Source organism: Streptomyces sp. NBC_00876 (assembly GCF_045207435.1).
Taxonomy (GTDB): domain Bacteria; phylum Actinomycetota; class Actinomycetes; order Streptomycetales; family Streptomycetaceae; genus Streptomyces.
Map to the genome: position 1 here is coordinate 4,961,843 of NZ_CP108800.1, position 19,120 is coordinate 4,980,962.

At 70.3% G+C, this 19,120-nt stretch carries 23 protein-coding genes and 1 pseudogene; 15 read left to right on the forward strand and 9 right to left on the reverse strand.

Annotation, left to right across the window (positions count from 1 at the left end; translation table 11 throughout):
* Positions 1–76: 76 nt before the first annotated feature.
* The 3 genes from OG782_RS21760 to OG782_RS21770 are packed head-to-tail and all read left to right on the forward strand — an operon-like array spanning position 77 to position 1,538.
* A complete protein-coding gene (locus OG782_RS21760; protein WP_406453438.1) occupies positions 77–892 on the forward strand; it encodes a Scr1 family TA system antitoxin-like transcriptional regulator in 816 nt (271 codons plus the stop codon).
* Complete coding sequence (locus tag OG782_RS21765; protein WP_406453440.1) at positions 889–1,077, forward strand: DUF397 domain-containing protein; 189 nt, start codon at positions 889–891, stop codon at positions 1,075–1,077. Before OG782_RS21760 ends, OG782_RS21765 begins: the two co-directional genes overlap by 4 nt.
* Before the next feature lie 26 nt (positions 1,078–1,103).
* Positions 1,104–1,538: a GNAT family N-acetyltransferase gene (locus OG782_RS21770; protein ID WP_327709503.1), complete on the forward strand. Its 435-nt coding sequence runs from the start codon at positions 1,104–1,106 to the stop codon at positions 1,536–1,538.
* An 11-nt stretch (positions 1,539–1,549) separates the two neighbouring features.
* Here OG782_RS21770 and OG782_RS21775 read toward each other — a convergent pair whose 3' ends face one another.
* Positions 1,550–1,930: a hypothetical protein gene (locus OG782_RS21775; RefSeq protein WP_406453442.1), complete on the reverse strand. Its 381-nt coding sequence runs from the start codon at positions 1,928–1,930 to the stop codon at positions 1,550–1,552.
* A gap of 187 nt (positions 1,931–2,117) precedes the next feature.
* Here OG782_RS21775 and OG782_RS21780 point away from each other — a divergent pair, with 187 nt between their 5' ends.
* Together OG782_RS21780 and OG782_RS21785 are read left to right on the forward strand one after the other, a co-directional pair.
* A complete protein-coding gene (locus tag OG782_RS21780; RefSeq protein WP_406453444.1) occupies positions 2,118–3,167 on the forward strand; it encodes a Gfo/Idh/MocA family protein in 1,050 nt (349 codons plus the stop codon).
* A gap of 1 nt (position 3,168) precedes the next feature.
* On the forward strand, positions 3,169–4,212 hold the full coding sequence (locus OG782_RS21785) for a Gfo/Idh/MocA family oxidoreductase (protein WP_406453446.1): 1,044 nt from the start codon (positions 3,169–3,171) through the stop codon (positions 4,210–4,212).
* A gap of 162 nt (positions 4,213–4,374) precedes the next feature.
* On the opposite strand, the gene OG782_RS21790 is transcribed toward OG782_RS21785, so the two are convergent.
* Positions 4,375–4,941 carry an NUDIX domain-containing protein gene (locus OG782_RS21790; RefSeq protein ID WP_406453448.1) on the reverse strand — a complete coding sequence of 189 codons (567 nt, stop codon included), beginning with the start codon at positions 4,939–4,941 and terminating at the stop codon, positions 4,375–4,377.
* Complete coding sequence (locus tag OG782_RS21795; RefSeq protein ID WP_406453450.1) at positions 4,938–6,197, reverse strand: XRE family transcriptional regulator; 1,260 nt, start codon at positions 6,195–6,197, stop codon at positions 4,938–4,940. The genes OG782_RS21790 and OG782_RS21795 overlap by 4 nt, the downstream gene beginning before the upstream one ends.
* 136 nt (positions 6,198–6,333) lie before the next feature.
* On the opposite strand from OG782_RS21795, the gene OG782_RS21800 reads away from it, so the two are divergent.
* The 3 genes from OG782_RS21800 to OG782_RS21810 all read left to right on the forward strand — a co-directional run bounded on the left by OG782_RS21800 (position 6,334) and on the right by OG782_RS21810 (position 8,533).
* Positions 6,334–6,486: a hypothetical protein gene (locus tag OG782_RS21800; RefSeq protein WP_406453452.1), complete on the forward strand. Its 153-nt coding sequence runs from the start codon at positions 6,334–6,336 to the stop codon at positions 6,484–6,486.
* A 77-nt stretch (positions 6,487–6,563) separates the two neighbouring features.
* A complete protein-coding gene (locus OG782_RS21805; RefSeq protein WP_406453454.1) occupies positions 6,564–7,775 on the forward strand; it encodes a JmjC domain-containing protein in 1,212 nt (403 codons plus the stop codon).
* Positions 7,709–8,533 (forward strand): aldo/keto reductase, encoded by an 825-nt coding sequence (locus OG782_RS21810; RefSeq protein ID WP_406453456.1) that lies wholly within the window; start codon positions 7,709–7,711, stop codon positions 8,531–8,533. The genes OG782_RS21805 and OG782_RS21810 overlap by 67 nt, the downstream gene beginning before the upstream one ends.
* Here the strand turns inward: OG782_RS21810 and OG782_RS21815 are convergent.
* The 3 genes from OG782_RS21815 to htpX form a co-directional block, all read right to left on the reverse strand.
* Entirely contained in the window at positions 8,521–9,372 is an 852-nt protein-coding gene (locus tag OG782_RS21815; protein WP_406453458.1) for a hypothetical protein, read from the reverse strand. The genes OG782_RS21810 and OG782_RS21815 overlap by 13 nt on opposite strands.
* 102 nt (positions 9,373–9,474) lie before the next feature.
* The gene (locus tag OG782_RS21820) at positions 9,475–10,059 is read right to left on the reverse strand and encodes a hypothetical protein (RefSeq protein ID WP_406453460.1); all 585 of its coding nucleotides are present in this window, start codon (positions 10,057–10,059) and stop codon (positions 9,475–9,477) included.
* A 9-nt stretch (positions 10,060–10,068) separates the two neighbouring features.
* Positions 10,069–10,980 carry a zinc metalloprotease HtpX gene (gene htpX / locus OG782_RS21825; RefSeq protein ID WP_406453462.1) on the reverse strand — a complete coding sequence of 304 codons (912 nt, stop codon included), beginning with the start codon at positions 10,978–10,980 and terminating at the stop codon, positions 10,069–10,071.
* Positions 10,981–11,151: 171 nt separating this feature from the next.
* On the opposite strand from htpX, the gene OG782_RS21830 reads away from it, so the two are divergent.
* Positions 11,152–12,360, forward strand: coding sequence for a cytochrome P450 (locus OG782_RS21830; RefSeq protein ID WP_406453464.1), 1,209 nt, complete (start codon positions 11,152–11,154; stop codon positions 12,358–12,360).
* A 29-nt stretch (positions 12,361–12,389) separates the two neighbouring features.
* Entirely contained in the window at positions 12,390–12,569 is a 180-nt protein-coding gene (locus OG782_RS21835; RefSeq protein ID WP_406453466.1) for a ferredoxin, read from the forward strand.
* A 38-nt stretch (positions 12,570–12,607) separates the two neighbouring features.
* On the opposite strand, the pseudogene OG782_RS21840 reads toward OG782_RS21835, so the two are convergent.
* Both OG782_RS21840 and OG782_RS21845 read right to left on the reverse strand, forming a co-directional pair.
* Positions 12,608–13,296 (reverse strand): annotated as a pseudogene (locus OG782_RS21840) (pyridoxal 5'-phosphate synthase).
* A 56-nt stretch (positions 13,297–13,352) separates the two neighbouring features.
* Positions 13,353–13,949 (reverse strand): CGNR zinc finger domain-containing protein, encoded by a 597-nt coding sequence (locus OG782_RS21845; protein WP_406453468.1) that lies wholly within the window; start codon positions 13,947–13,949, stop codon positions 13,353–13,355.
* Positions 13,950–13,987: 38 nt separating this feature from the next.
* On the opposite strand from OG782_RS21845, the gene OG782_RS21850 reads away from it, so the two are divergent.
* Genes OG782_RS21850 through OG782_RS21860 form a run of 3 tightly spaced genes read left to right on the forward strand, consistent with a single transcriptional unit; the run spans position 13,988 to position 15,931 of the window.
* A complete protein-coding gene (locus OG782_RS21850) occupies positions 13,988–15,223 on the forward strand; it encodes an MFS transporter (protein ID WP_406453470.1) in 1,236 nt (411 codons plus the stop codon).
* A 32-nt stretch (positions 15,224–15,255) separates the two neighbouring features.
* Positions 15,256–15,534 (forward strand): type II toxin-antitoxin system prevent-host-death family antitoxin, encoded by a 279-nt coding sequence (locus OG782_RS21855; RefSeq protein ID WP_362544187.1) that lies wholly within the window; start codon positions 15,256–15,258, stop codon positions 15,532–15,534.
* Entirely contained in the window at positions 15,527–15,931 is a 405-nt protein-coding gene (locus OG782_RS21860; RefSeq protein ID WP_406453473.1) for a type II toxin-antitoxin system VapC family toxin, read from the forward strand. Before OG782_RS21855 ends, OG782_RS21860 begins: the two co-directional genes overlap by 8 nt.
* Before the next feature lie 33 nt (positions 15,932–15,964).
* Here the strand turns inward: OG782_RS21860 and OG782_RS21865 are convergent, their stop codons facing one another.
* Entirely contained in the window at positions 15,965–17,143 is a 1,179-nt protein-coding gene (locus OG782_RS21865; protein ID WP_406453475.1) for a thiolase C-terminal domain-containing protein, read from the reverse strand.
* Between the two features lie 164 nt (positions 17,144–17,307).
* Here OG782_RS21865 and OG782_RS21870 point away from each other — a divergent pair, with 164 nt between their 5' ends.
* Positions 17,308–18,561, forward strand: coding sequence for an acyl-CoA dehydrogenase family protein (locus OG782_RS21870; protein WP_406453477.1), 1,254 nt, complete (start codon positions 17,308–17,310; stop codon positions 18,559–18,561).
* On the forward strand, positions 18,561–19,061 hold the full coding sequence (locus OG782_RS21875) for a nitroreductase family deazaflavin-dependent oxidoreductase (RefSeq protein ID WP_406453479.1): 501 nt from the start codon (positions 18,561–18,563) through the stop codon (positions 19,059–19,061). The genes OG782_RS21870 and OG782_RS21875 overlap by 1 nt, the downstream gene beginning before the upstream one ends.
* The last annotated feature ends 59 nt before the right edge of the window (positions 19,062–19,120 follow it).

Below are 19,120 nucleotides of genomic sequence, written 5' to 3' on the forward strand. Positions count from 1 at the left end.
GCATTCCGGCGACTGCGTAGCGTGACCAGGAGGACGCGATCCACATCGGTGCGATGTGGGGAGGGCGGTGACGGCTGTGGGGACGAGTAGCGAGACGACGCACGGGCGGCGGCTGGTGGGGGAGTTGATCCGCATCCACCGGGTGCGGGCGGGGCTCACGCAGAAGGAGGCGGCGGAGCAGCTGCTGATCTCGGAGTCGCTGATGGGCGCGGTGGAGCGGGCGGAGCGCATTCCTTCGCGCGACCTGCTGATCGACGCGGACCGGGTGTTCGGGGCGGGCGGGGCGCTGACGGCTTGCTGCGAGTTGGTGGATGAGGAGAAGTACTCGCCGAAGTTTCTGGATTGGGCCAGGCTGGAGCGGAGCGCGCGGGTCGTCAGCGCGTACGAGACGATGTTGATCCCCGGCCTGCTCCAGACGGAGGGGTACGCGTACGCGCTGCACCGGTCGCGCGTACCGGCGTACACCGAGGACGAGATCGCCCGGCACGTCGGCGCGAGGCTGGAGCGGCAAACGGTGCTTTCGCGCACGCCGCCGCCGCGCATCGGATACGTCATCGAGGAGTCGGTCCTGGACCGGACGCTCGGCGGATCGGAGGTGCTGAAGGAGCAACTGAGGCACGTACTCGACTGCGTTGAGCGGTTCAATCACCTGACGGTGCAGGTGATGCCCTCGGCCCAGCACACGCATGCGGGGATGATGGGACCCATGCAGTTGATGTCCACTGCGGAAGGCCGCAGTCTGCTGTACGTGGAAGGGCAGAGCGGCGATAGATTGATCGCGAAGCCGGAGCAGGTGGGCGATCTGTTCGACCTCTTCGGCATCCTGCGGGCCCAGGCACTCAACCCCTGGAAGTCCGCGGAGATCATCGAGACGAAGGTGAGGCAACTGTGAGCCACGGATCCGGACTGACCTGGTTCAAGTCCAGCTACAGCGGCAACGAGGGTGGGGCCTGCGTAGAGGTAGCCACCTGCCCCCACACCGTCCACGTCCGCGACTCCAAGGTCACCGACGGCCCCACCTTCGCCGTCGCCCCCGCCGCCTGGACCGCGTTCCTGGGCCACGCCGCGAACGGCTGACGCGCGTGGACGCGGGGGCGCTCGCCGTGCGGCGCGCGAGCGAGGCGGATGCCGACGCGTTGGCCCGGATCGACTCGGTTGCGGCGGAAGGCGACGAAGCGCGGCGCCGGAACATCCGAGACTGGTGCCGGCAGGGCCTCGCGGCCGTGGTCGAGGACGCGTCCGGGCCGTTGGGCTACGTCGTGGTGGAGTACACGTTCTTCGAGCAGGGCTTCGTCACGATGCTGATGGTGGCGCCCGCAGCCCGTGGCCGAGGTGTGGGTGAGCGCCTGTTGGCGGACGCCGCGGCCTCGTGCAGTGCCCCGAAGCTGTTCACCTCGACGAACGTCTCCAACCAGCCGATGCAGCGGCTGCTGCAACGCGCGGGATGGAGCCCGGCCGGCCTGCTCCACGGCCTGGACGAGGGCGACCCGGAGCTGTTCTACCTCTGCCCGCAGGAGCCGGCCGCCGCCCGCCAGTGAAATGCGGGCTGTCACGAGGTGAACGCTGCCCGCGCGCGCGTCAGTTCGGCGTCGTATTGATCGGCGTCGAAGTGGAAAGCCGGAGGGCGCGCGTCATCAACGGGCACCTGCCAGTCGGACCACTCCACGATCCCGCCGTGACGCTGCACGAACACGGACAGGTAGCCACATCCGCCCGTGCACTCGGGCTCACCCAGCACCACACGTCGTCCCTCGTCGGTTGCCCGGAGGGGGCCCTGGCCGGCGGCCGGCAATGCCTCCTCGGCAAACGGGCTGCGGCCTCCCACTCCGATCGCCGCTGCCACCACTTCCTCGCCGTCGATCCGGAAAGACAACTGGGCAGCCCATCGGGGGCCCGGTGGCAACACGTTGATCTCAAGGCGATTGAACACCCGAGCACCCTCGCACGGCATCGCAACGTGCGAGGCCCACTCGCCCCTGCCCGAGGCCGACGCCCCCTCGCCACCTCGTCACCCACGCGCCCTCCGGGCACCGAGCAAGGGGCGGGTGTTCAGCACAGGACATCAGACATAAGATGTCCGATGTCCTAGTAGCTCAGGAAGCGCAGCGAGGAGCCGGATGTCCCCCGACCCAGTGACCGGAGACGACCAGAGGCCGCGCGGCCCAGGACGGCAAGGCGGCGAGCACCGCGTGGCCGTCATCGGGGCGGGCGCCATCGCCAGGGATCACGTCACCGCATTCGCGGGCGTCCCGGGACTCCGGCTGGCCCATGTGGTCGACCGGCACCCCGAGCGGGCCGCCGCGCTGGCCGCTCTCGCCGAGGGCGCCACCTGGTCCACCGACCCGGCCACCGCCTGGTCCGACGCCGTCGACGTCACCGCCGTGTGCACCTCGCCCGAGTCGCACGCGGACCTGTCCGTCGCCGCGCTCCGGGCCGGCCGGGCGGTCCTGCTGGAGAAGCCCGCCGCGCTCAACGTGGCCGACGCCGACCGGATCCTCGCCGCCGCGAAGGCCGCGGACCGGCCGCTGCTCGTCGCCCAGACGGCCCGCTTCCAGCCCGTACACCTGGAGATCGCCAAGGCGGTCGCCGAAGGCGCGATCGGCACGCCCCGCCTGGCCCACCTCACCTGGTACACCGGGCACGTCTGGTCCGGGGGCTGGCGCGGCTGGCAGCTGGACTCGGCCCGGTCCGGAGGCCACGTCGCCCACAACGGCGTGCACGCCCTCGACCTGCTGACCTGGCTCATGGACGACGAACCGGTCCGGGTGTTCGCCCGCCCCACCAACACCTGGGCCGCCGGGATGCCGACCCCCGACAGCTTCCAGATCCTCGTACGCTTCGCCGGCGGCGCCCTCGCCACCATCGAGCTCTGCTACGCACTCGTCCAGCGCGGCACCTTCGTCCGCCGGCTCATGCTCTCCGGCACGTCCGGCACCCTGCACCACAGCAGCGAGGACGAGCCGCGCGTGCACACCGCGTCCCCCGTCGCCCCGGCCTCGATCGACGGCGCGATGACCGAGCAGACCCGGCACCTGCGCGACGTACTCGACGGTGCCGCCGCCCCGTTGACCGCGCCCCACCAGATACGCGCCGCCCTCGCCGCCGCCCTGGCGGCGCAGCTCAGTGCCGACGAAGGCCGGCCCGTCGACGTCAAGGAGGTCTGCTGACATGAGGGTCCTCATCGCATCCGGGGTCCGGCACGCCCGCGACTACGTACCGATGCTGAAGTCCATGCCCGGGTTCGAGGTCATCGGCTGTGCCGACACCGCCGACAGCCCGTTCGCCGAGGACAGTGCGGCCCTCGCGCAGGCGACGGGCATCCCGCTGCTCGGCCTGGACGAGGGCCTCGCCGCCTGCGACATCGCCCTCGTGTGCAGCGAGCCCACGCGCCACGTCGACCTCGCGGTGCGCGCGCTCGACGCCGGCTGCCACGTCATCGTCGACAAGCCCGCAGCGACCGACTCGCACGACGCACAGCGGCTCATGGACGCCGCCGGGCGCTCACGCGGGCTGCTCACCGCCGTGCACCGCCTCTACTCCCCGCAGATCGTCCGGGCCCGGCGGATCTTGGACTCCGGCGCGATCGGCCTGCCCCTGGCCGTGGACGTGGAGTGGCTGGCGGCCGGCGGACTCGAAGGAGCCACCGTCGAGCGCCCCGAACTCGTCTGCGACCCCGCCCTGTCCGGCGGCGGTGAGCTGATGAACTTCGGGTGGTACCCGGCCCTGGCCATCCGCCATCTGACCGGCCTCGACGTCGAGGAGGTCGTCGCCTTCAGCAGCGCCGCGCCCCACACGCCGCTCTTCGGCGGCCCGCACGGCGCCTACGGCGTCGAGGACGCGGCGGTGCTCTCGCTGCGGCTGCGCAACGGGGTGGTGGCCACCGTCACCGTGGCCCGTACGCCCGCCGGTGTCGGCCCCGCCCCCGTCTCGTCCAGCCTGCGCGTGCTCGGCTCGCACGGTCACGTCCTCGCCGACGAGGACGCCCCGTCGTTCGCGGTGCGCGGGGCGGACGGCGTCAGCGTGCCCCGGCAGGTCGGCGGGCCCGCCGGGACGACGGCGCTGCGGCGGCTGTTCGAGGAGTTCCGCGACGACATCCGCTACGGGCGTACGCCGCTGGTGACGGCTGCCGACATCCACGCGGCGGTCGCGGTGGTCGAGGCCGCGCAGTCCTCCGCCCGCGAGGACGGCGCGCCGGTCGCCCCGGCGGCCTGACGGCTCAGTGGTGTGGGTCGCCGGGTCTCACAGCCCCGGCGCCCCCCACACCGGAAACCAAGGAATGGCTACCTGGTCAACAACCGGGGGCGTGTTCCCGCGGAAATCAGGCACTGACCCCCTCAGCAGCCGACGCCGCTTGTCACAAACCCCCGGGCAGGATCAGAGAAGTCCGCCCGGCTCCCCAGAAGTAGCTTCTCGTGGGCCTTCTGAAGTGCCTGAATGGATCAGGCACCCATTGCTCAGATACACCGGACGTCCGTGGTTCAGGGCCTCCACGGCAGCGTCGAGCCGCTTGCGCAGTCGTTCTTCCAGCAGCCCGTGTGCCCTGTCCAAGGAGACGAATGCGGCATCGGACAGTTCTTCGTCCCGGGGGCGCAAGGCGGTGCGAGTATCGAGGATTCCCCCGTCGAAGACGAAAGCGATCTGGTCGTCCCAGGGCCCGTGTGGAGGAATCCAGTCCACGACCAGCAGGGTGCGTGGTGTGACAGCCAGGCCCAGTTCTTCTGTCAGCTCGCGGACCACGGTCTGCTCGGGCGGTTCGTTCTCCTCGGACATGCCTCCGGGCAGGTCCCATCCTGGCTTGTAGGTGGGATTTACCAACAGCACGCGACCGGCGGAATCTCGCAGGAGAATATCCGCTGCAACGCGCTTGCGGGCCTGGGTGGCGTTGCCCTCGACCAGGTGGGCGTGCCAGGCATCAGGGTCGTCGTCGGGTGTGGGCCTCAAGAAGGGACGCCTCCGTCGGGCGAGATGATGTCGGCCAGCAACACCATTCTCGCGCGCCTCGAGTCGTCGAATCGCACCAGGTACTCGCGAATGGGGCCGTGCCCCTTGTGGGGCTCGATGAGACGGCGGAGGTTGTCGAGCTCATGAACGACGCGGACGGATCCGAGCGTGGGGCTGGTACTGAGCAGATCGTGACCCACGCGCACGGCAGAGTCCAGGTCGAGGCGGTGCACATGGATTCCGGCGAGCGTGATGCGGCTCAACGCCAGCGACCGTGCCCGCCCGTCTTCGCGGAACCGTACAGCGTCCTTGGCGTGATCGAGGGCCTGGTCGTGACGCTCCAAGTCCCGGAGGATCAAAGCTGACTCGCCGGCCAGGGCGGCAGCGTCAAATTGACTGAGCCACGGATGTTCGGTGTCGGCAGGGGTTCCGAGGGCGTGTTGCGCCCGATCTAGCGCGTGGGCAGCAGGGGTGTGATGTGAGGCCACGGCCATGGCCCGGGCATGCATGGTGTGTAGGCGGGCCGCGAGAGCAGGGATCCGCGGACCTCGGCCGGCGAGGTCGAGCCCAGTCGTGGCCCATAGCGCGGCACCCGAAGCGTCCCCGGTCTGAAGTGCCAAGTGGCTGCTGCTCGCAGCGATGTGTGCGGTCAGCGGCAAGTCCCCGGAGGTGCGTGCCAGTGACAGTGCGAGAGCGAAGTGGCGTGCGGCGAGAGCGTCTTGCCCGGAGTCGTGGGCCATCCATCCAGCCATCTCCGTCAGTGCCGCCGCCGCGGCGAAGACCTGGGGGCTGCTGTCGACATCGACCAGCCGTGGGGCGACGCGCCGGCCAAGATGCTGAACCACGGCCCCGTACAGGCGTCCGCCCCCGGTCTGGCGGTCTGCGCTGCGGAAGGCATTCATGGCGGCCAGATCGTCGGCGTCCGGCGGTAGCTGAACGGTGTGTTGTGCTGGGTCGGAGGCCGGCTGTTCCCATGCGCGTCGGGCCAGTCCGAGGCGATGGCCGGGGATGTGCAAGGCATCAGCGATCTGCTCGAAGATCGCGAGCTTCTCCACCCGGCTCTTGTTGTTCATGTAGTCGTAGAGCCGCCCCTGGGTGATCTCGACAGCAGCTGCAATCCGACGTGTGCTGACGCCCCGGTGGTTGATGAGTCGGAAGAGTGCGCCCATGTCGCGGTCCGTGAGCGCGGCGACAAGGCGTGGGTCATCGAGCAGCCCGGCGACGACCTCGCGCAGATTCTGGGTTTGGCGGTCCATCAGCGCTCCCTGCCGCGGCCGGTCCGGAGCGACGGTCGGCGACCGCCCGGTGACTCCATCCTGGGGTCACCCTTCGGAGTCTCCCTACCCCTCTCCGTCACTGTTGACTGATTCGACCACGGAAAGGAGCACGCACATGGAAGCGAAGGAAAGTCTGCTGGTCGGCATCGAAAGCCTGATCAGCATCCAGGACCGCTTCTCGGCCGACGCCGCCGAATCCGACCCCACCGGTACCTCGGCGGGTGACGACGGTGACAACCGGGATGGCCTGAACCTCCCGCAGGAGTAACAGAACGCTCGGCGGGGGGGCGCGTGGCGCGTCCCCCGCTGTGGCGGTACCCAACGATGTCCGACTGGAGGTATCCGATGGACCACCGCTTCGTCAGTGCCCTCGAAATGGCCCTTGGCTGGGACGGGCCCAGTCGTCTGGGCACGACCTTCACCCGGGGGACAATCACCGATCTCGATCTGCTCGACCGCCTCCTCAATCCGAACAAGCTGCTCGATCTTGTGATGAGGCGCAGCGTCAGCACGCCTCAGTTCCGTCTCTTCCAGGGAGGCTCGGAACTCCACCCCAGTCGTTACGTCAATGCCTCGGTCACCCGACGGGGGCAAGCCATCCCGATGGCGGACATGCGCCGCGTGGGAGGGCTGCTGCTGGAGGGCTGCACGATGGTCCTGGACGAAGTCGACTTCTTCGACCCCACGATGGAGGCCACGTGCCGGGCGCTTCAATGGTGGGCCCATGAACTCGTCCAAGTGAACGCCTATCTCACTACCCAGGATGCAGGCGGATTCAAGCTCCACTGGGACGACCATGACGTGCTGATCGTCCAGCTCTCCGGACAGAAGAGCTGGGAGGTCCGGGGACCGTCTCGGAAGTCACCGATGTACCGCGATTCCACCCCGAATGCGGAGCCCAGCGAGGAGACCGTTTGGCAGGGGACGATGCGCCCCGGGGACGTCATGCACATTCCGCGCGGATTCTGGCATCAGGCCACTCGGGAGGACCAGGGCGAGGGATACAGCCTTCACGCCACGTTCGGGATTGTGAAGCGTGCAGGGGTGAACTGGCTGACATGGCTGGCCGATCAGAGCCGTGCGAAGGAGTGCTTCCGCCGCGACCTCGACCGGTGGGGCGCCACCGGCCAGTGGGAGCAGCAACAGATGCGGCTTGCGGAGGCGGTCGCGGCCATGGCTCTGGAGCTGCCTCCGCAAGGTTTCCTCGATGCCCGTGAGCATGAGCGTCCGGCCGCCCGGCATATCCCTTCCACCGGACTCTTCGGTGAGCCGAGCGCGGTCGTCTGTGTCACCGACTTCGAGCCGGTCATTCAGCAGCGGGAGGGAGTCGTGCATGTGCTCGCGGCCGGGAAGCGCATCACCTTCGACGACAAGGCACGCCCTGCCCTGAACCATCTGCTGAGCGGCCGCCCGGTGGATATCGCCGAGACCGCCGCGCGCACAGGCGTGGACGTGGAGGGGCTGGCCGGGATACTGCTGAAGGAGGAGCTGTGCACGGAACTGACCCCCGAGTTGTCCTCGGCTTACACCGGTCTCGTCACGAACGGCGGCTCCTGAAAGAGGCCCTCGAACTCGGGGTCACCGCGCTCGACACAAGTACCAACTATCTGGGGTTCCGATCCCACGAGACGTTGGCGAAGGTGGCTGGTGACTTGCTGTGGAGGTTCACGATCTCCACAAAGGTCGGGTTCTTTCCGGGCCGGGAACATTCCTTGGATCCGGCCCGGCTTCGGCAGTCAGTGGAGCGGACGGCCAAGGATCTGGGGCGGGAGCCGGACGTGGTGCTCCTTCATAACCCCGAGCACACCCTTCGAAACACTCCCGACGCCCACGCAGTCCTCGCGCAGGCGTGCTGCGTGCTGGTGGACGCCGCCGCGCAAGGGCTTTGCCAGGGCTGGGGCATCTCGGTTTGGGATGCGCGCGCCCTGGCCGGGATCGGCGATGTACCACGGCCGGATGTCCTCATGGTTCGCGCCGGACTATTCGTCGGCGTCGACGTTCTCGAGGCCTCGGAGGGCCTCATGACGCGGTGGCGCCCGGTGTCGACGTGGGGCATGTCCCCCTTCGGAGGCGGCAGAGACGCAGACGTATGGGAGAAGTTCGATCCGCAGGTCTTCCTCCGCGACGGTCAAGGGTCCCAACATCAATCCGCGTTCCGCACCGCGTTCCACCTACCGGCTGTGGACGCGCTGGTGGTCGGCACGGATAGACCCGACCACCTCCGGGAGCTGACCGAAGCACTGGAGTTCACTGTCGACGGCCGGGCGGTGGAGAAGTACGTGGAACTCCTCAAGGCGCTTCGTCACCCGGTGTGAAGCTCATCGATCGCCTGATCCGCCATGGCGCGGGCGGGGGTGAGGCGAGGGTCCTCGGGGTCGGCGTACGGACCGAGGATCTTTGAGCAGACGAACAGCGTCATCAACTTGCCGTCCCGGCTCGCGAAGTCGTCGCGGCGCTCCATGTGTACGCGATCGGCCAAGGCCGGGACGGCGAGGGAGTTGCCCCACAGCGATGCCGCGTCCAGCCCTCGGGGAGCCATGCCCCAGTCCTCCCAGTCGAAGAGGCAGAACTCCGGACCGGTGACGTTCGCCCAGTTGAGGTCGGCGTGCGCCGGAACCCACTCCCGCACGGTCGTGTCGAAGCTGTCCGGGAAGGCCCGGCCGATGGACTCGGTCACCAGGTTCTGCGTAATGGTCTCGGTGTCCGGGGTGGCGATGCGGTTCGTTCGGTGTCCGGCGAGGGCGTTCAGCGATGAGTTCAGGGAGGCCCACCACGCCTCGGGCAGGTTCGGGTCCTTGGCGAGGACGCTCGGTCCGACCGGCTTCCCGGGCAGGAGCGCGGTCTCGTCCGCCCGCCACATCGCGTTGTCGTCCGTGTCCCGCCAGGCTGTGCTTGCGAACCAGGCGGGCTTGTTGACACCCGTAAGAGATTCCGCGCACTCGGCGCCGTTCCAGCCCTGCACCCCGATCCGGTCGACACCGCGCCGTTCGATCCGCACCCAGGTACCGCGATCCGTCCCGGCGCCGACTGACCGGCGCTTGACCACCAGCGTCTTGCGGTCGAGCGCGACCCGGAGCGACCGCTCGACCCTGTCGAGCGCGTCATCCACGGATTCCCGGCGGAGATCGACCGTACGAGCCACAGAGACCGACATGGCTGCGACGGTAGCAATCCGCGATCCGGTGGGCGGTCAACTTGGCCATGCCACGCCACGCATGAGCGCGTACGAGGAAGCCCCCCACCTCAGCGGCCCGTCTCACAACCCAGGCGCCCCCCACACCGGAAACCACCGCGCCAGGTCCTTCTCCACCCGCAGGTCGTCCCCGAGGGCGGCGCGGACCTGCAACTCCAGCTGGTTGTCCCGCTTCTCACCGCCGCCCGGCACCGGGGCGAACGGGTAGAACGTGCCGCGCTTGTAGAGGTAGACCAGCGCCAGTGACCGCCCCTCCCCGTCCCGGAAGCCGATCAGCGAGCAGAGCAACTGCGGGCCGAAGCCGCCGTCCTGGAGCAGGGTGTTGACCGCGTGCAGGTCGTTGACCAGGGCGGCGGTGTCGTCGGCCGGCTGCCGGGCGAGCAGCCAGGTGTAGCCGTACGTGTCCTGGCTGAACTCCACCGGGACGCCGCCGCGCCCGGTGTCCGCGTCCAGCAGTTCCCGTACGTCTTGCTGGATACGGGCGAAACCGGCGCCCTCCACGCCCGCGAAGCACACCGAGCCGAGCCCCGTCGGGACGAAACCGGTGGCCGCCTGGAGGGTGAGGGCGGCGGACGGGACGGCGAAGAGCTGGTCCAGGTCGGGGCGGACCGGTTTGCTGCGGCCCAGGATGGTGTCGAGCAGACCCACGGGGACTCCTTACGGACGGGACAGGTCGGCGGAGATGCGAGCCAGCTGGTCCAGTCGCTGTTCCAGCGTTGGGTGCGAGGAGAGCAGCCGGCTGAGGCTCTCCTTGGAGGAGAAGGCGGGGACGAAGTAGAAGGCGTTGTACGGCTCCGCCTTCCGCAGGTCCTCCGTCGGGATGCGGGCCATCTGCCCGCTGACCTTGGTCAGGGCGGAGGCGAGGGCCGAGGGGCGGCCCGTCAGCAGGGCGGCCGTGCGGTCGGCGGAGAGTTCGCGGTAGCGCGACAGCAGCCGGGTCAGCAGGAAGCTCAGGGCGTAGACCACCGCGCTGATCAGCGGGATCAGCATGATCGCGATGCCCATGGGGTCGTTGCTCCGGCTGTTGCGGGAGAAGCCGCCCCACAGGGCGACGCGGGTGATGATGCCGGCGAGGACGCCCAGGAACGAGGCGATGGTCATCACGGCGACATCGCGGTGCGCGACGTGCGACATCTCGTGGGCGAGGACGCCCTCCAGCTCCTCCGGCTCCAGTCTTCGCAGCAGACCCGTCGTGGCGCAGACCAGAGCCGTCTTCTCGCTGCGGCCGGTGGCGAAGGCGTTCGGTACGTCGCTCTCGGCGATGGCGACCCGGGGCTTGGGCATGTCGGCGAGCGCACAGATCCGGTCGATCGCGCCGTGCAGCTCCGGTGCCTGTTCGGGAGTGACCTCGCGGGCGCCCATGCTGAACGCCGCGATGCGGTCGCTGAACCAGAACTGGGCGATGAACATGCCCCCGGTGATGATCAGGATGATCGGCCAGGCGCCGCGCAGTACGGCAAGCAGTACGCCGACCAGCACCACGTACAGCAGGCCGATCAGGAACATGGTGGTCACCATGCGTGTGGTCAGACCGCGGTCGGGGGCGTACCGGCTACGGGTTCGGGTCATGAGTGACCTCCAGTCCTTCACCTGTCTCCCATAGTGCCCCTTGCCCGTCGAAAGCGGATAAGGGCGTGCGGTACGGGGGATTTGGCCGAACATCACCTAGCTGTTTAGGTGCCTGAGGCATCTAGTAGTGGGTGATCGGCAGGACACCCCCCTCTCGTTGCGAGGTCCGCCATGACACAGACCGAGGCACAGACCGAGACCGTTTCCTTTCCGCAGAACCGAACCTGCCCCTATCACCCGCCGACGGGATATCCGAGCGCGAGCCGAGGGCAGCAGTCCGTGTCCCGCGTCCGGCTCTTCGACGGCCGTACGGCGTGGCTGGTGACCGGGCACGCCGAGGCGCGCGCGCTGCTGGCGGACCCGAGGCTGTCGTCCGACCGGGAGAATCCCGCGTTCCCGTTCTTCGCCCGGCGGCTGGCCGTGACCACGCAGCGGCGTATCGAACTGCTCGGGGTCGATGACCCGGAGCACAACGTGCAGCGCCGGATGCTGATCCCCAGCTTCACGGTCAGGCGGACGGCGGCGCTCCGGCCGCGGATCCAGGAGACCGTGGACCGGCTCCTGGACGCGATGGCCGAGCAGGGGCCGCCGGCCGAGCTGGTCAACGCCTTCGCGCTGCCGGTGCCCTCCATGGTCATCTGCGCACTGCTCGGCGTTCCCTACACGGACCACGAGTTCTTCGAGGCGCAGTCCCGCAAGCTGCTCCGCGGCCCGGAGGCCTCCGACGTCGAGGAGGCGCGGGACGCCCTCGACGAGTACTTCCGCGTACTGATCGAGCACAAGCGGCGCGATCCCGGCGAGGGACTGCTCGACGAGCTCATCGCCAAGCAGCTGGAGACCGGGGCGGTGGACCGCGACGAGCTGGTGCGGCTGGCCCAGATCCTGCTCGTGGCGGGCCATGAGACGACCGCGAACATGATCTCGCTCGGCACACTCACCCTTCTCCAGCACCCGGACCAGCTGGCCCTGATGCGCGAGGGGGGCGACGGGGTGCCGGCCGCCGTCGAGGAACTGCTCCGCTTCCTGTCCATCGCCGACGGGATCTCCCGGGTCGCCGTCGAGGACATCGAGGTGGGCGGTGTGACGTTCCGGGCGGGGGACGGGGTCCTCCTGTCCACGGCGGTGATCAACCGGGACGAGGCCGTCTATCCGGCGCCCGACGAGCTGGACCTCGGCCGCGGCGCGCGCAACCACGTCGCCTTCGGGTTCGGTATCCACCAGTGTCTCGGCCAGAACCTGGCCCGGGCCGAACTGGAGATCGCGCTGCCCGCCCTCTTCAGCCGCCTCCCCGGTCTGCGGCTCGCGGTTCCCGTCGAGGAAGTGCCGTTCAAGCCGGGGGACACGGTCCAGGGGCTCTTCGAACTGCCCGTGACGTGGTGACCGGAGGCCGAGCGGAAGGACGGACGGACATGCGGATCGACATCGACAAGGACGTGTGCATCGGCGCGGGGCAGTGTGCGCTCGCCGCACCGAAGGTGTTCACCCAGGACGACGACGGACTCAGCGAGCTCCTGGCGGAAGCCGAGCCCGGGCCCATGGTGGGCGAGGCCGCCCGCGCGTGCCCCGTACAGGCCATCACGATCACCTGACCCGGGGCCGGGAGCGGCGGGGACGGGTACGGGGCCGGTCAGGGCCAGAGCAGCTCCCGCGTCCAGTCCGCACGGTCCGCACCCGCCCGGCGGTAGCGCAGCCGTACGTGCCGCCGCCGGGCGTCGCCCTGGAAGAACTCGACCTCGCGCGGCTCGACCACGTACCGCGTCCAGCTCGCCACCTCCGCCTCCGGCTCCTCCTGCGCCCGCTGCCACGCGGCGTCCGAGGCCCGGTCGAGCTCCCCCGTCGAGCCCAGCACCTCGCTCTGCCGCCCCACCAGCGCCGAGGCCAGGGCCCCGGTCGAGCGGGCGTGCAGATCGGCGCTGCTCTCGGCGGGGGAGCAGACGATGACGGGGCCCCGCACCCGTACCTGCCGCCCCTGCGCGGGCCAGTAGAAGCCGAGGGCGGCGTACGGGAGGGCGGCGAGCTCGCGGCCCTTCGCGCTGGTGGCGTGCGTGGCGAAGTGCCAGCCGCGTTCGTCGGCGTCGTGCAGCATCAGCGTGCGTACGTCGGGCAGGCCTTCCGCGTCGACCGTGGCCAGCGTCATCGTGTGCGGCTCGGGCTGCCCGGCGGCGACGGCCTCGGCGAACCAGGCGTGGAAGAGGGGGAGCGGGGCGGGGGTGCCGCGGCCGGGTCGAAGGCGGGGAGCTCGATGTCCCAGACGCGCTGGGCGTGGAGGAGGTCGAGGAAGGTGCGGTGTGGGGTGCCGGCTGATGCATCGGTCATGTGGACATTTGACCCGGTGCAGCGATGTCCGGGTGACGCCGGGGCGGATCCCGCTCCTACCTGGTCTCGCCCGGCTGCTCGGCGGATTGGGCGCGGCGATGGGCTGCGACGCGTTCGCGGGTCGCGCAGCGGCGGGAACAGTAGCGGCGTTCCGGGCCGCTGCCCAGGGTGATGAAGACGTTCCGGCAGCTCGGCGACGCGCAGATCCCGCCGGGCGGGCGTTGGCGGTCCCAGAGGAGAACGGTCAGGGCCATGCAGGACGAGGCGAGGAGCCACTCGTCCCAGGGGGCATCGTCGTCGCGGTCGAGGTGGGGGTGCCAGGGGGTGCTGCCGCCGTGCGAGGTCAGGCGGAGCGGTCCGGCGTGATCCCGCAGAAGGCCGTTCAGGGTGGTCGCGGCGCCGTCGGCGTGCTCGGCGGCGAAGACGGGCCTGAGCAGGGCGGCGGCTGCACGCATCCCGGCGAGGTCGCGGTCGGTGAGGTCGATGGGGTCCGTCTCGCCGTAGGTGCGGAGTACATCGGCGACTTCGGCCGGGGCGGGGCACTCGTCGGCGAGGAGGTTGACCAGGGCGGCCGTGCGCCGAGCCGTGGTGAGTACGGAGTGCCGGGTGGACCAGTCGTCACTGTTGAAGGACACCTGCGGAATGTAACGCATCTTGTTGAGTTTTGAGTTACCTGCGTAACGTCTTGCTGATGGGAGAGCGTTACTCACTTCGCTTGTATCTCGCCGGAGCGGTGGCTGCCCGTTCGGGGGACGAGATGTCAGGGCCGGCGCTGATGCTGGCAGGGTTCGCTATGGCCGGATCGGCCGTCGAGGCGTCGTCGCTGCTTGCGGGCATCACGATCTCCGCTGCGGTGGGGGGCCCGGTGCTGGGGGCACTCCTCGACAGGGCAGGACGGCCGGGACGCCTGCTGGCCGGGGCCCTCGTCCTGTACGCGGTGGGGCTGGGGGCGGTTCTCATCGGGCTGGGCCGGTTGCCGTTCGCGGTCACCCTGTCGATCGCCGTGCTGACGGGGATGCCGGGGCCGGCCCTGTCGGGCGGTTGGACGGCCCAGCTTCCGCGTGTGGTGCCGGGCGATCGCCTGCCCCGGGCGAACGCGCTCGATGCCATGACGTTCGGAGTGGCGAGTCTGGCCGGTCCGGCTCTCGCCGGCGGTGTGGCGGCGGTGCTGGGAGCGCCGACGGCCGTGGTGGTCTCCTTGGCGCTCATCGTCCTGGCGCTGCCCGCCGCCTGGATGCTGCCCGCCCGTCCCGGTCAGGTGCAGGTGGCTCGGCCGACTTCGGTGATCGGCGACCTCGCTGCCGGAGTGCGGGTCATCGCCGGAAGGCCGGCACTGGCCCGCGCAACCCTCACTTCGGTTGCCTCCTGCATCGCCCAGGGAATGCTGATGGCGTGCATCCCGCTCCTCGGTGAGCGGGTCCTGGGCGGCGCCGGCAGCGGTGCGGTGCTGCTCTCCTGCGTGGCGGTCTCCGCCTTGGCGGCCAATGCTGTACTCGCCCGGTTTCCGGGTTCAGTCGCCCCCGGTGCGATCATCCGGGCCAGTGCCCTTGTGCAAGCTGCCGGGCTGGCCTTGGCGACGTGGCAGCAACCTGTCGTGCTCATCGTGGCCGTACTCGTGGTGGGGGTTGGTGAGGGACCCCAGCTGACCGCCCTGTTCGCCGTTCGTCATCGTGAGGCTCCAGACCACCTGAGGGGCCAGATCTTCACCACGGGCGCCAGCTTGAAGATCACCGGTTTCGCCTTGGGGGCAGCGGTTTGCGGACCGGTCGTGATGTGGTCTCTTCCAGGCGCGTTGGCGCTCGCGGCGTGCGTGGAAGTCCTTGCCGCAGTGGCCTGCTTCGTGATCCCGTCGGCAAGCGCCGCCCCGTCCGACCGCCGCCCCACGCGGCAAGGCTGCCGGGCCGGCAGTCGAGAAGGATTGCCGTAGCACGCTGAGACACGGGGGGCTACGCTGGTCGTATGAAGACCATTACGCAACGGGAATTCCGGAATCGGTCCGCAGATGTCATGAATGCCGTGGAGGAGGGCGAGATCTTCCACATCACGCGTAACGGGATAGAGGTAGCGGAGCTACGGCCACTCACGCGCAAACGGAGCCTGAGCGCGGAGGAGCTGGTGGCCCGGCACAGGCGGCTTCCCCGGGTGGACGGCGCGTTGATGCGTCGCGAAGCAGACGAGCTCTTCGGCGATGATGACCAGGCCGGCGACGACGATCCTTGGGAGCGCGGGCGTGGCTGAGCGCTACCGTGCGGGGGTCCTCGATACCTGTACGTACATCGACCTCGACCTGCTGCGCGCCGAGGATCTTCCTTCCTTTCCGGTGCTTACCGCCGTCACGATGGCTGAGCTCCAGCAGGGTGTGGCGATGGCCAAGGATCCGGCTGGGCGAGCGGCCCGGATGGAGAAACTGGGGGCAGCCGTGGCTGACTTCGAACCACTTCCCTTCGACGGGGACGCGGCTGCTCGTTACGGAAGCATGGTGTCGCTCGTCGTCGCAACCGGCCGCAACCCTCAACCCCGGCGCATGGACTTGATGATCGCTTCCATTGCCTCGGTCAGGGATCTGCCGCTCTTCACCCGTAACGCGGACGATTTCAAAGGGCTGGAAGGTGTGCTCACGGTGGTCGCCGTGTGAGCGTGGGCCGAGGGTGCTGGAGCCCCCGCCCCCTTACCCCCGCCCCAGCACCACCGTTCCCGATGAGCAGAACCAGCCGCCCGTTCCGGATGCCACCGCCAGTTCCGGCAGCCGGCCCCCCGCCTTGCGCACCTGGCGGGCGCCCGCCTCGCCGCGCAGTTGGCGTACCGCCTCCACCAGCAGGAACAGCCCGCGCATTCCGGGGTGGCAGGCGGACAGGCCGCCGCCGTCCGTGTTGACCGGGAGTTCGCCCGTGAGGCCCGTGCGGCCCTTCTCCACGAACGCGCCGCCCTCGCCCTTCGCGCAGAAGCCCAGGTCCTCCAGCGTCACCAGCGTCATATAGGTGAACGCGTCGTAGATCTCGGCCAGGTCGATGTCCTCCGGCCGCACCCCCGCCCGCTCGAAGGCGAGGCGGCCCGAGACGGCGGCGGGGGAGACCGTGAAGTCCTCCCACTCCGACATGGTGGAGTGCGAGACGTGCTCGCCGGTGCCGAGGATCCAGACGGGGGCCTTCGCCGTGTCCGGTACGTACTCCTCGGCCGCCAGCAGCACCGCGCAGCCGCCGTCGCTGCGGATGCAGCAGTGCAGCTTGGTGAACGGGTCGGCGATCATCGGGCCCGACAGGACCTCGTCGACCGTTATGGGGTCACGGAACATCGCGTCCGGGTTGGCCGCCGCGTTCGCGCGGGCCTGCACCGCCACCTCGGCGAGCTGCTCCAGCGTGGTGCCGTACTCGTGCATGTGGCGGCGGGCGGCCATCGCGTACTTGGCGATCAGCGAGTGCCCGTACGGCACCTCGAACTGGAGCGGGCCGCGGGCCCCGAAGGACAGGTTGGATGTGCGGCGGCCCGCCTTGATGTCCGCACGGGCCGTCGACCCGTACACCAGCAGTACGGCGTTGGCGCGGCCCGCCGCGATGGCGTCCGCCGCGTGGGCCGCCATCACCTCCCAGGTCGATCCGCCGACCGAGGTGGAGTCCACCCAGGTGGGCTTCAGCCCCAGGTACTCGGCCACCTCGACCGGTGCGAGCGTGCCGAGTCCGGCGGAGGCGAATCCGTCGACGACCGAGCGGTCCAGCCCCGAGTCGGCGAGCGCGCGCCGGGCGGCCTGGGCGTGCAGGGCGTACGGCGTCGCCGTGTCGACGCGTCCGCAGTCGGCGAGGGATATGCCGACGACGGCGACCTTGCGGCGGGAGGAAGGCGTGGCAGACATGAATCTGACGGTACATCAGATAATGGGAGGGCGGACCGGTGCGCGGAGATCGGATCCCGGGGGTTCGTCACGGTGCGCGGCTCTGGGAATCTCGCTGGTTCGCCCCTAGCATGACGGCCCGTCAGTTCAGAGGCCGTCGGCCTCTGAGGGGAAGGAGCCCGACGATGGATGCCGCCTTCACCGCGGAACAGGACGAGTTCCGCCGCACCCTGCGCGAACTACTGGCCGGCCGCAGCGGACCCGGCGACGCCGGGAGCGCCGTGCACACGCAGGACGGATACGACGCGGAGCTGTGGCGCCGGCTCGCCCGGGACCTCGGGCTGCCCGGCCTCGCCCTCCCGAAGGAGTACGGAGGGCTCGGCCGCGGCCCGGTCGAACTCGCCGTCGCCCTGGAGGAGACCGGCCGTGTGCTGCTGCCGTCACCGCTGCTCGCCACCGCCGTACTCGCCACACCCCTGATCCTCGCCCTCGGCACCGAGGAGCAGCGCGCCGCGCTGCTGCCGTCCGTCGCGGCGGGCGAACTCACCGCAGCCCTGGCCGTCCCCGGCGGCTCGCTCGCCACCGCCCTCGGCCTCACCGGCGATCCCACCGGCGGCGCCTGGGCGGGCGGCGGCCGGGCGGGCGGTGTGCAGGCCCGGCCGGCCGGCGGCGACGACGGGTGGCGGCTGTACGGGGAGGCCGACCAGGTGCTGGACGGGCACAGCGCCGGACTGCTGCTGGTCGCCGCCCACACGGGCGGCTTCCCGCGCAGCCGCACCCTGCTGTTCCTGGTCCGGACGGACGGGCCGCAGCCGCCCGCCGGACTCGTCCGCACCCGGCAGACCTCACCGGACGGCACCCGGCCGCTCGCCCGGGTCCAGCTGCGCGACACCGGGGCCGAACTCCTCGGCGCCGACGACACCGTGGACGTCACCCAGGCCCTGGCCGCGACCGGGCGCACGGCGGCCGCGGTGCTCGCCGCCGAGGCGGTGGGTGCGGCGGCGAGCGCGCTGGAGCGGACGGTCGCCTACGTGGGGGAGCGCGAGCGGTTCGGCCGGGCGGCCGGATCGTTCCAGGCCGTGAAGCACCGCCTGGCGGATCTGTACGTCCAGGTGGAGTCGGCCCGCTCCGCCGCGTACTACGCCGCCTGGGGCTCGGAGGCCGGGGGGCTCGCCCTCGCCCAGGCCCTGGAGGCGCTGCGGATCACCACCGCCGAGGCGGTGCAGCTGCACGGGGGCGTCGGCTTCACCTGGGAGCGCGAGGCCCATCTGTACTTCGAGCGGGCCACCGCCGACGAACTGCTCCTCGGCCCCGTCCACGGGCTCCGCGATCACGCGGCGCAGCGGGCAGGGCTGTTCGGGCGTCCCGAGCAGGGCGCGCTGGGCCGGGACGGCCGGGGCCCGGACGGCCCGGCACCGGCCGAACAGGTGGCGGTCTGATGGCCGCGGCAGGCGTCCGTCTCGTCCAGAAGGTCTCCTCCACCCGGGTCTTCGCCCGGATCGCCCCCCATGTCGTGCCCGCCATGGACCGCACGGTCCACCGGCTCACCCGCGGCCGGGTGCTGCTCAGCGCGCAGATGCTGCCGGGGGTGGTGATGACCGTGCCGGGGGCGCGCAGCGGGCAGCCGCGGACCACCCCACTGGCCTGTATGCCGGAGCCGGGTGAGGGCGGGCAGGACAGCTGGATCCTGGTCGGCAGCAACTTCGGCCGTCCGGGGCATCCGGCCTGGACGGCGAACCTGCTGGCGCATCCGGAGGCGGCCGTCATCAACTGGAAGGGCCGCGACATTCCCGTACGGGCACGGCTGCTGGCGGGGGAGGAACGGGCCGGGGTGTGGGATACGGCGCTGAAGTTCTGGCCGCCCTATGCCGCGTACCAGGCCCGGATCGACCGGGAGATCCGGCTGTTCCGGCTGGAGCGGCGCGACGTTCCCGCGTGACGGGAGGCCGTGTCCCGTCCGGGCACGCCGACGGCGGACCACATGCGTGGTCCGCCGTC